Source organism: Anaerotruncus sp. (assembly GCF_057433415.1).
The window spans coordinates 19,428-30,648 of the sequence record NZ_DBMDHH010000035.1 but is presented as its reverse complement, the minus strand read 5'-3'; the positions used below and the strand labels follow the sequence as shown (position 1 = coordinate 30,648).

The window sequence follows — 11,221 nt, the reverse complement described above, 5'->3', positions numbered from 1 at the left end:
GTCACCGAACGGCGGACGGCGCCGAGCTGTTCCTCCCGCGCCGCCTCCGAGACGGAGTCGGCCCCCCACGCGGCGAACGCGATGATTACCAGGGTGGCGGCGGCCGGGAGCAGGAGCCCGGCGAGCGGACGGCGGCGTTTGGAAACAAAGCGTCTCATCACGCGCCTCCCGTCAGCCGATCGAGGACATGACGCCCATCAGGGGCAGCATGACCGACAGCAGGATGATCCCCACCACGACGGCGAGGATGGCGACGAGGGTGGGCTCGAGCACAGAGAGCATCCGCGCGACCCGCGCGTCGACCTCCTCCTCGTAGCGGGAGGCGAGCTTGCGCAGCACCGTGTCGGCGGAGCCGGTCGAAAAGCCGACCGACACCATCCGCGCGTAGACGCCGGGGAAGATGCCCGCCTGGCTGACCGCGTCGGCAAAGGAGGCCCCGCCCGAGACGAGCTCGCGGCAGCGCTCCGCCCTGCGGCGCATCGGCCCCTCGTCGAGGAGGCGGACGGCCATGTCGAGCGACTGGTCGGAATCGAGCCCGCTCGAAAGCATCATCGCCATGGCGGAGGCGAACCGGCCCGAGGCGACGCGCGCCGAGATCCCGCGGGTGAGCGGAAAGACCGCGCTCCACCGGGAGAGGGCGGCGCGTCCCTCCGGGAAGGCGCGCATGAGAAGGTAGGCGGCGAGCAGCAGCAGCACGACGGCGGTCAGCGCGATGGCGATCCGCCCCGAGGCGGCGCCCAGGCGCATGACCTGTCCGGCAAAGCTCGACGCCCCGCCGCCCAGCTCCACGAAGACCTCGCTGAACACGGGCAGGACCTTGATGACGAGCACGCCGACGACGAGCGCCATCATGACGATCATGACGAGCGGATAGGCGACGGCGCTGCGGATGCCCTCCGACACCGACTCCTCCCGCTCATAGTAGGCGCACAGCGCGTCGAGCACCTCGTCAAGGCGGCCGGACCTCTCCCCGATCTCCACCATGCTGACGAAGTAGCGCGGGAACACCCCCGCCTCCGCCAGCGCGGTGCCGAGCGCGGCGCGGTCCTCCAGCCGCTCGCCGATCGCGGCGAGCAGCTCCCCGCCCGGGCCGCCGCCCGCGTCCCCCCGCATGATCGAAATGGCCTCCGCCGCGGGGATCCCCGAGCGGACGAGCATCGCGAGCTGCGCGCAGAAGGCGGAAAGCTCCCGCGGGGAAAGCGGCGTTTCGACGGCTCGCCTGTTTTTCTGGTTGCCCATGACGTCACCCCTTATATTGTCAATACCGGTATTTCATCTGGTAGTTGGCCCCGTTGCCGATGAACTGCATGATCTCCGGGCTGCTTCCCCCGTTGGAGGCGAAGGTGGGGTCCATCAGCTTCCAGCTCTTGCCGTCGAACTGGATGATGCCGTCCACCCAGCCCACCTCGGCGATGTAGGTGCTGATCCACGCGTGGTAGGTCCCGCCCGACACGTACCCCACCTCCAGCCGGGTGGGGATCTGCTGGGACCGGAGCATGGCGGCCATCACCGCCGCGTAGTCGAAGCAGATGCCGGTCCCGGCCGCCAGCGTGCTGTCGACCGACGGCAGATAGCCCGACTGGACGTTCGCCGCCTTGTAACTGTCATAAGTGATGTGGCTGATGACATAGTTGTAAATATTTGTGACGACCCCGAGCTGATCCGCCGCGTCGGCGGCGAGGGTGCCGGCGACGCTCACCGTCCGGCTCGACGCGGAGAAGTTCACATACTGGTTGGGATAGAGGAAGGGCAGGAAGGCGCTTTCCAGCTTGACGGAGATCTGTTTGCTGTAGGCGAGCGCGTACTGGTTGCCGGTCACGCGTTCGTAGACCGCCACGGTGTAGGACCCGTCCCCCATGGTGAGCGGGAACACCTCCTTGCGTCCCGCCGTGTTGAGGTTGTAGGTATAGGTGCTCCCGCCGCCCGTGATCTGGACCTTCACCTTGTCCGCGGACCCGCCGTACCAGGCCATAATGTAGCCCTGCGAGGCGTTGGAGGCATCGAAGCCGGCCTTGGCGTTGCTGTGGACGACGGTGCCGGGCGCGGCGGGGGTGCGCACATAGGTCCCGGCGGGCGCCGCGGCGTCCGCCGGCAGGGCGCACAGGGCGGCCAGCAGGAGGAAAACCGCCGGCAGCAGCGCGAGCCGCAGGGCGCGCCGCCGGAGCCGGCAAAAGATCGGTTGCACGACGGCCCGCCTCCTTTCTTCCCGCTTTGAAAACGGCTTTTGAGCGGGCAATGACAGGCAATCAGTCACATTTCTTCAAAATATTACAAATTTCCAGTTATTGTGATACTTATTATACATCACGGGGGAACAAAAGAAAAGTTTTAATTGTAATTTCTGAAGAAAATTGTTATAGTTAATACAGGAGAAACTTGGATATTCCCGGGAGTCCCTGGAAATTTCCTCGTGATGGGCAGATGCCTTCCATGTCGACATAAGGAGAGAGCATCCATGGCAGAAAGCGTACCGAACTACGACGGTTCCCCGATCCAGATTGAGATGCTGGGTGGCTTCAATATCACGATGGGGGAGGTCACAATCAGCGATTCTTCCGCGCGGACCCATCAGGTTTGGAGTCTTCTGGAATACCTCATCGCCTACCGGCACAAGACGATCTCCAACGAGGAGCTCATCCGGGTGCTCTGGTCGGAAAACGACAGCGAGCAGCCCGCAAACGCCTTAAAAAACCTCGTCTACCGCATCCGCACCCTCTTTGCCAACAACAACGTCCCCTTCGCGAAGAACGTCATCGTCTACGAGCACGGGTGCTATTCGTGGAACGAGGGCCTCAACTGCACGGTTGACGCGGAGGAGTTTGAACGGCTCTACGGCGAGGCGTCCAACAAGAACCTGACCGAGGAGGAACGCCTGCGGATCTACCTGGAGGCGCTCGACCTTTACAAGGGGGATTTCCTGAGCAGCTCCCACTTCGAGGAGTGGGTGGTGCCGCTGAGCACCTATTTCCACGCGCTCTATTTCAAGTGCGTGCAGGAGTCCTGCCAGCTGCTCCAGAAGCGCGGCGATTACCAGTCGATCGAGACGATCGCCCAGAAAGCGATTATCATCGACCAGTTCGAGGAGCGCGCGCACATCACCCTCATCGACGCGATGATCCATCAGGGCAAGCAGCAGCAGGCCCTTTCCCACTACAACTATGTCACCGACCTCTTCTACCGCGAGCTGGGGGTCAGCCCGAGCGAGCCGCTGCGCAACCTCTACCGCGAGATCAGCAAGACGGTCAACAGCGTGGAGACCGACCTGCAGGTCATCAAGGAGGATCTCAACGAGTCCAACCTCGTCAAGGGCGCCTATTACTGTGAATATGAGGTGTTCAAAAATATGTACCGCGTCGAGGCGCGCAGCGCGGCGCGCACCGGGCAGTCGATCTTCATCGGCCTGCTCACCGTCACCGACATGCACGACGGCGTGCCCGAGATCAAGCTGCTGGGCAAGACGATGAAGCAGCTTCTCGAGACGATCCGCAACAGCCTGCGCAAGGGGGACATCGTCTCGCGCTTCTCCGCGACCCAGTATGTGCTCATGCTGCCGACCGTCACCTTTGAGAACGGCTCGATGGTGCTCGACCGCATCGTCAAACGCTTCCGCGCCGAGCACCCCTCCAAGCTCGTCAAGATCCACAGCAAGCTTTTGCCCCTCGATCCCATCATGTGAGGCGCGCGTACTTTTGGTTCCCGACCAAAAGTACATTTCAGGAAGGGCGGGACTGCTCGACGCTGCGCGTCGAAGCGGCGCTTCGCGTCGACGCCCGTCCGGCGCGCCTCGTGGGGGATGGTCAGCGACCCTCCCCCATGGGCCCCCACCCGGCAACTGCATACAGACGCGGCCGCCCCTCCGGGCGGCCGCCTTTTTCTTTCCGCCACGGGGCGCGGCGGAGGGAGGGGGCGGCGGTCCGCCTGAACCAAAAGCTTTGAGGGGTTTCAGGGGAACTTTCCCGAAAGTTCCCCTAATCAACAAGCCACCCGTCCCCCCGTTCCTCGTCCCCTAAGTGAGCTCGTCGTACTTCTCGCGCAGGCGGACAAAGTCGTCGAGGGCGCCGGGGGTGTTGGCGGGATTGCGCAGCAGCGCGGCGGGGTGGAAGGTGCCCATCATGACGGTGCCGTTCTTTTCGAAGAACTCGCCGTGCTGGCGGGTGACCTTAAAGCCCGGGTCGATGAGCGCGCAGCCGGCGACCCGCCCGAGGCAGACGATGATTTTGGGGCGGATGAGGCGCACCTGGCTGCGCAGCCAGCCCATGCAGGCGTCCAGCTCGTCGCGCTCGGGGTCGCGGTTTTTGGGCGGGCGGCATTTGACCATGTTGGCGATGTAGACGTCCCGCTCGCGCGAAAGGCCCACATGGGAAAGCATCCGGTCGAGCAGCTGCCCGCCCCGCCCGACGAACGGCTTCCCCTGGAGGTCCTCGTTTTCACCGGGGCCCTCGCCGATAAACATCAGCTTGGCGGCGGGGTTGCCGGCGCCGAAGACGACGTTGCGGCGCGTCTCGGCGAGTTTGCAGTTGCGGCAGGCGAGCGCGGCCTCGCGCAGCTCGTCGAAGTTCTCATACATTCCGGACCCTCCCATGCGGCAGAATATGCAAAGTGTATCTATTATAGCACAGATTGAAGCGGAAATCAGCAACAAAGCTACTTGAAAAAAAACGCCGCAGGGCGTAAAATGAATACGGTAAAAAAATTACACAAAATGGAGGAACCGTTAATGTCTGAAAGATTTATCGTTGAGACTTCGGCGCGCCATCTGCACGTCACCGAGGAGGACCTCGAGACGCTGTTCGGCAAAGGCGCCAAGCTGCACTATAAGAAAGAGCTCTCCCAGCCGGGACAGTACGCCTGCGAGGAGCGCGTCGACGTGGTCGGCCCCAAGAAGACGCTGAACATGTCGATCATCGGCCCCTGCCGCCCCTCCACCCAGGTGGAGATCGCGCTGACCGACGCGCGCACGCTCGGCGTCACCCCGCCCGTCCGCGAGTCGGGCGACGTGGAGAACAGCGCCCCCTGCAAGCTGGTGGGCCCGTGCGGCGAGGTGGAGCTCAAGCAGGGCGTCATCGCGGCCAAGCGCCACGTCCACCTCGATCCCGAGACCGCCGAGAAGATCGGCGTCAAGGACAAGGAGATCGTTTCGGTCAAGATCGACAACCCCGGCCGCGCGCTCGTCTTCGGCGACGTGGTCATCCGCGTCAGCCCGAGCTTCCGCCCGGCGATGCACATCGACACCGACGAGGCCAACGCGGCCGGCTGCTCCGGCGAGGTCTGGGGCGAGGTCGTCAAGTAAGATTTCGCAGCCGAAAACCGCGGCAGGACCCCTGCCGCGGTTTTTTCTGTCCCGCCCGGGGAAAAACAGAATGATCGGAGGGTATGAGATGGATGCACCAAACAAAAATCCGAACGGCACCTTTGGCACCCGTCTGGGGTTCATCCTGGCGTCGGTCGGCTCGGCGATCGGCATGGGGAACATCTGGATGTTCCCCTACCGGTTGGGGAAATACGGCGGCGCGGCGTTTCTGATCCCCTATTTCCTCTTTGTGGCGCTCTTCGGCCTTGTGGGGCTGTCGGGCGAGTTCGCGCTCGGACGGCTCACCGGGACCGGCCCGGTCGGCTCCTACGACTACGCGATGCGTTCGCGCGGCAAACGGGGCGGCAGGCTGCTCGGCGCGTTCCCGCTGCTCGGGTCGCTCGGCATCGCCATCGGCTACGCGGTCATCGTCGGCTGGGTGCTGCGCTCGATGGCGGGCGCGGCCACCGGAGAGCTCTTCTCCACCGCGTCGGACGCCTATTTTTCGCAGGCGACCGGACGGTTCGGCAGCGTGCCGTGGCATCTGGCGGTCGTGCTGCTGACCGTGCTCTTCCTCGTCAGCGGCATCATCAAGGGGATCGAAAAGGTCAACAAGGTCATGATGCCCGCCTTCTTCCTCCTCTTCATCGTGATCGCCGTGCGCGTCGGCTTTTTGGACGGCGCGTCGGAGGGCTACAAATACCTCTTCATCCCCCAGTGGGAGGCACTCCTCAATCCCACCACCTGGGTCATGGCGATGGGACAGGCGTTCTTCTCCCTGTCGATCACCGGCTCGGGGATGATCATCTACGGGAGCTACCTCTCTAAAACGGAGGACATCCCCCATGCCTCGGCCCTCACCGCCCTGCTCGACACCGCCGCCGCGCTCGTCGCGGGCATGGCGGTCATCCCGGCGGTCTTCGCCTTCGGCCTCGACCCGCAGGCGGGCCCGCCCCTCATCTTCATCACGCTGCCCAAGGTCTTCGCGCAGATGCCCGCCGGGCGGCTCTTCGCGGTGCTCTTCTTCCTGTCGGTGCTCTTTGCCGGGGTCACCTCCCTCATCAACATGCTGGAGGTCTGCTCCGAGGCGGTCCAGCGGCAGTTTGGGCTCGGACGCACCCCGGCCGTGCTGCTGACCGGCGCGGTCGTCTTCGCGGTCGGCCTCTTCATCGAGTACGAGCCCTACACCGGCAGCTGGATGGACGTGATCACGATCTATATCGTGCCGGTCGGCGCGGTGCTCGGCGCGGTGATGATCTACTGGGTGCTCGGCCTGCCCGCCATCAAAAAGGAGCTGACCACCGGCAGGAAAAAACCGCTCGTGCGCGGCTTCGACTTCCTCGCCAAATACGTCTACGTCTTCCTCGCCGCCGCCGTGGTGGTGCTCGGCGTCGCCTACGGCGGCATCGGATGATGCGGCTGGCGGCGGTCGCCTGCGAGGTGTTCCGCCGAGAGCTCACCGCCGCTTCCGAAAAGAGCCGCAGCGCCGTGGAGACGCACTGGCTTCCCCAGGGGCTGCACGACACGCCCGATGAGCTGCGCCGCCGCCTTACGGAAACCCTCGCGGAGATCGAGCGCGCCGACGCGCAGGCTCCGCCCGATGGCCGGCTCGACGCGATTGTGCTCTGCTACGGGCTGTGCGGCGGCGGGCTTGCGGGGGTACGCGCCGGGAGGCTGCCCCTTGTGCTGCCCCGCACCGACGACTGCATCGGGGTCCTGCTCGGCTCCCAGCGGCGCTACCTCGACTACTTCCACAGCCGGGGCGGCATCTACTGGTACACGCCCGGCTGGCTCGACTTTGCGAAGACCCCCTCCCGCACCTGGTACGACGCGAAGCTGCGGGAGTATGCCGAACGCTACGGCGCCGACAACGCCGCGTGGCTGCTCGAGCAGGAGAACGCGTGGATCTCGGCCTATGACACCTGCATCTACATCGATCCGCCCGCCTGCCCGAGCCCGGCGCACGCCCGCCGCGCGCGGGAGGCGGCCGTAGAATACGGGTGGCGGTTCGAGGCGGTCCCCGGGGGAGCCGGGCTGCTCGACGCGCTGCTCGCGGGGGCGTGGGACGAAACGCGGTTCCTCCTCTGCCCGCCCGGGAGGGCGGTCGCGCCGAGCTGGCGGGAGGACATCGTAAAAGCGGAATAAAAAAGGAGGCCGCCCGGCGGCCTCCTTTTTTCGTTTCCCCACAAAAGCGGCCCCGCGGGATTGTGAGATGCCACAAACCGGTCCGCGGATGGATTGACAGGCGCGCGGGAAGGATGGTAGACTTTTCTTGAATCTAGACCGTCTAGATATTATTGAGGGGGACAGATCATGGAGAGACGGCTGTACGACCATGTCAAGGAACTGCTCATAGAGGAGCTCGCCGGCTCTCCGCCCGGGCAGAGACTGCCCTCCCGCGCGGCGCTGGCGGAGCGCTTCGGGGTCAACCGCACCACGATCGAGCGCGCGGTCTCCGAGCTGATCGGCGAGGGCCTGCTCTACGCCCGCGACAAAAGCGGCACCTATACGACGGGACGGCTGCCCGCCGCGCACCATGCGGAGGGCGGGCGCAGGTGGGCGGTGGTCATCCCCGACATTCAGCACGACACCTATCCGGGGATCATCCGCGGGATCCAGGACGCGGCGGGCGACCGGGGGATCGACGTAATCCTCAGCAACACCGACAACAGCGTGCGGCGGCAGACCGCCTGCCTCGAGCGGTTTTTGGAGGGCGGGACGGACGGCATCATCCTGATCCCCGCGGTCTACGAGGGCACGGACCTGCGCCCGCTCATGCGGATCCTCGAACGGAGGGTGCCGCTGGTGCTCTGCAACCGGGAGGTCCCCGGCATCCAGGCGCCGGTCGTCAAGTCGGACAATTTCCTCGGAGGAAAGCTGGCGGTGCGCCACCTCGTGCGCACGGGGCGGCGGCGGATCGCCTATGTCTCCCCGCCCATCTACCAGACCTCGGCCGAGCGGTACCAGGGCTATCTGGCGGCGCTCGCGGAGAACGGGCTGGAGCAGGACCCGTCGCTGGTGAGCTTCGCCTGCGCGCCCGGCGAACCCGAGAACGCGTTAAGGGCGGTGACCCGCCTGCTGCAGCGTCGGGCGGACGGGGTTTTCTGCTTCAACGACGCGGCCGCCTGCGTCGTCTACGACGCCGCCGCCCGGCTGGGCCGGAAGGTCGGGCGGGAGCTCGCGGTGGTCGGATACGACAACACGCCCCTCTGCGAGAGCTTCCGCCCCAAGCTGACGACGGTGGACTTCCGGACATACGAGGTCGGGCGGCGGGCGGCGGAGCTCATCTGCGCCATGACGGAGGGGGACGAATCCGCCCGGCGGCGGTCGGTGGTGGTCGAGCCCTCCCTGATCGTCCGGGAGAGTACGCCCGGGTGAAACGGAAAACGGAAGGGGTGTGTGGAGTATGAAACTGCCGCGCGCGGGAGGCCGGTATTTCGTCCGGCTGACCTGCTGCCTGCTCGTGATCGCAACCATCCCGCCGCTGGTGCTCGGGGCGATCCTCTTTGGGAACGCCCGGCAGAACATGTCCCGGCAGATGGCGCTGTTCAGCCAGAACTATCTGGGCCAGACCCTCAACGCGATGGAGGTGGTCTTCAGCCAGATCGAGGACAGCGGAAGGCAGACGATCCTCGACTCCTCCTTCAAAACCTTTGAGACGTTTACCGACGGCAAGGGCATGGAGAAGCTGATCTCCTCCCTCGAGGTCGGGGAAAACCTCCGGGGGACCGCCCGCTACCTCGAGGCAAAGGCGCGGATGCTTGAACAGCTCCGGAGCTTTGAACTGACGAACGCCTTTATCGACTCGATCTACTTCTGCGATTCGGGCAAGGGGCTTGTCTACTCGTCGGCGGGCCTGCAGTACGGCATGGCGGATTTCTTCGACAAGGAGTGGTTCGGCTACGCGGACCAGGCCTTCATCTCCCCGGCGGTCATGGACACGCGGACGGTTGATTTTCCCTATAAGGGAAACCAGCAGGTGATCACGCTCGTTTTCCGCTCCTACTACAACGAGATGAACCTCATGGCGGTCAACATCGACGCGCGCAAGTTCTACGACCAGATCGTGCTGAAGATCGAGCGGAAGGGGACCGACAGCCTCTTCGCCTATTCGGGGGAGGGGGAGCTCCTGCTGAAGGATTACCGGTATCCGGAACTGCAGCAGCTGATCCAAAGGGAGCGCGTCGACGCGTTCAGGGACGGGCAGTACCACTGGGATTCGGGAAAGCTGGGCAGGAAACGCTACCTGCTGAGCTATCTCGAGTCGGACAAGCTCGGCTGGAACTTTGTCATGGTCTCGGACGTCCAGCAGCTCTACCAGGGGGTCGAGGCGCTGCAGATGGTGTTCCTGCTGAGCCTCGCGGGAGTGACGGCCTGCGTGATCCTGGCGGCGGCGGTCGCCTCCCGCAGGCTGTATTCCCCCATCGAGAGGCTGATGGAGATCGTGGGGGAAAGCCCCCGGAAATCGGGTTGGAAAAACGAATTCGACGGGCTGGCCGGCGTCTTTGAGGAACTCAAGATGAATGAGATGGACCTTGTCGAACGCCTGCAGAACAGTCTGCCGGTGCACCGGCGGCGTTTTTTGATCTCCCTGCTGCGCCGCAACGACTACTCGGAGGAGGAGGTGCGGCGGCAGTTCAAGCTGCTGAACATCGGGCTGGACGACCGCAGCCTGCGGATCGTGCTCTTTTCCTACGACGCGCTGGAGGAGGGGGACCGGTTCGGCCCGCTGAGCATCAAAAAGGACCTGCTGCTCAGCTACCTGCTGGACAATCTCCGCCCCTACCCGTTTGAACTGGCGGAGATGGAGGACGGAAAGGTGGTCGCGCTGCTCAACGCGGCGGAGGGCGATACCGCGCAGCTGATGGATAAGCTCGAGGGGATGCGCCGGGAGCTGGCGCGCGCGGCGCAGATCCCCTGCACCGTCGTGCTCAGCGGACAGATCGGCGAGGTGGGAGAGCTGCGCCGGGCCTATCTGGAGGCCGAACGTGCCCTGCTGCGCCGGGAACTCTCGGATGAGGACGGCGTGCTCTTCGCGGACGCGCCCGCCGGAGAAAAGGGGGTCCTCCGCTACAGCCAGGACCGCATCGACAAGATCCTCGACGCGCTCCAGTCGGGGGAGGGGGAGAAGGCCTGCCGGGCCTTCCGGGAGCTGCTCAAGGAGCTCATGCAGGAGAACGACCCGCTCGAATACCGGCAGGTGCAAAGCCTTTACATGGACGTGCTCACCAGTGTCGTCAAGCTCGTCAACGCGGCGGGCGTGCCGCCCGGCAGGGTGTACGGGGACACCCGGAACCTTTACGACGAGCTGCTCCGGCTCGACGGGATCGGCGCGGCGCTCAAGTGGTTCGACGGGGTGCTCACGGCCACGGCCGACTGCCTGGGCACCCTCGCCACCAAAAAAAGCGACGCGCGTGTGGAACAGGTCCTGGCGATCATCCGCGCGGACTGCAGCCAGAACACCACGCTGGAATCGGTCGCGCAGCAGCTCAACCTCAACCCCGCCTACGTCAGCCGGATTTTCAAAAAGGAGACGGGCGTCAAGTTCATGGACTACCTGACCGGGATGCGGGTGGAAAAGGCGAAGGAGCTGCTCACGGGGAGCAACCTCAAAATCAAGGAGGTCTGCGAACGGCTCGGCTACTCCAACATCAACTATTTCATCAAGGTCTTCAAGGACGCCACGGGGGTGACCCCCGGCGATTACCGCAGGATGAACCAGGGCCGGTAGGCGCCGGAAAACCGCCCCGCCGCGTAAGCGGCGGGGCGGTTTTACATATATTGGACAAAATTTTCGTGGCGAAAACGATAAATATAGCATTTTTATCTATTCATTTTTGACTTTGTAGGTTTTTTGATGGAATTAGTCAAAATGCCGCCCTTTCAAAACAGCGGCTTCCTTTTTATACTCGGGGTGTGGCCGGGACCCGG

Annotated in this window: 9 protein-coding genes; 6 read left to right on the top strand and 3 right to left on the bottom strand. The window is 64.4% G+C overall.

All coding sequences use genetic code 11. The annotated features are described in order from the left end of the window. Positions 1 to 171 precede the first annotated feature (171 nt). Positions 172 to 1,239, bottom strand: a complete 1,068-nt coding sequence (locus tag ACZO3G_RS10190) for a type II secretion system F family protein (protein WP_276872794.1) — start codon at positions 1,237 to 1,239, stop codon at positions 172 to 174. A gap of 19 nt (positions 1,240 to 1,258) precedes the next feature. Further along, the gene (locus ACZO3G_RS10185; protein WP_276872796.1) at positions 1,259 to 2,185 is read right to left on the bottom strand and encodes a transglutaminase-like domain-containing protein; all 927 of its coding nucleotides are present in this window, start codon (positions 2,183 to 2,185) and stop codon (positions 1,259 to 1,261) included. A 270-nt stretch (positions 2,186 to 2,455) separates the two neighbouring features. Here ACZO3G_RS10185 and ACZO3G_RS10180 point away from each other — a divergent pair, with 270 nt between their 5' ends. After that, on the top strand, positions 2,456 to 3,676 hold the full coding sequence (locus ACZO3G_RS10180) for an AfsR/SARP family transcriptional regulator (RefSeq protein ID WP_158595602.1): 1,221 nt from the start codon (positions 2,456 to 2,458) through the stop codon (positions 3,674 to 3,676). A gap of 330 nt (positions 3,677 to 4,006) precedes the next feature. On the opposite strand, the gene ACZO3G_RS10175 is transcribed toward ACZO3G_RS10180, so the two are convergent. Continuing rightward, positions 4,007 to 4,567: a uracil-DNA glycosylase gene (locus ACZO3G_RS10175; protein ID WP_276872798.1), complete on the bottom strand. Its 561-nt coding sequence runs from the start codon at positions 4,565 to 4,567 to the stop codon at positions 4,007 to 4,009. A gap of 150 nt (positions 4,568 to 4,717) precedes the next feature. Between ACZO3G_RS10175 and pduL the strand changes: the two genes are divergently transcribed. From pduL to ACZO3G_RS10150, 5 genes are all read left to right on the top strand, one after another. Continuing rightward, the gene (pduL, locus tag ACZO3G_RS10170) at positions 4,718 to 5,290 is read left to right on the top strand and encodes a phosphate propanoyltransferase (protein ID WP_101552550.1); all 573 of its coding nucleotides are present in this window, start codon (positions 4,718 to 4,720) and stop codon (positions 5,288 to 5,290) included. A gap of 88 nt (positions 5,291 to 5,378) precedes the next feature. Continuing rightward, positions 5,379 to 6,704: a sodium-dependent transporter gene (locus ACZO3G_RS10165; protein ID WP_242970874.1), complete on the top strand. Its 1,326-nt coding sequence runs from the start codon at positions 5,379 to 5,381 to the stop codon at positions 6,702 to 6,704. Then, a complete protein-coding gene (locus ACZO3G_RS10160) occupies positions 6,701 to 7,435 on the top strand; it encodes a DUF1638 domain-containing protein (RefSeq protein ID WP_101552546.1) in 735 nt (244 codons plus the stop codon). Before ACZO3G_RS10165 ends, ACZO3G_RS10160 begins: the two co-directional genes overlap by 4 nt. Before the next feature lie 168 nt (positions 7,436 to 7,603). Next, entirely contained in the window at positions 7,604 to 8,668 is a 1,065-nt protein-coding gene (locus tag ACZO3G_RS10155) for a GntR family transcriptional regulator (protein WP_101552544.1), read from the top strand. A 28-nt stretch (positions 8,669 to 8,696) separates the two neighbouring features. Next, entirely contained in the window at positions 8,697 to 11,021 is a 2,325-nt protein-coding gene (locus tag ACZO3G_RS10150; RefSeq protein ID WP_276872802.1) for a helix-turn-helix domain-containing protein, read from the top strand. The last annotated feature ends 200 nt before the right edge of the window (positions 11,022 to 11,221 follow it).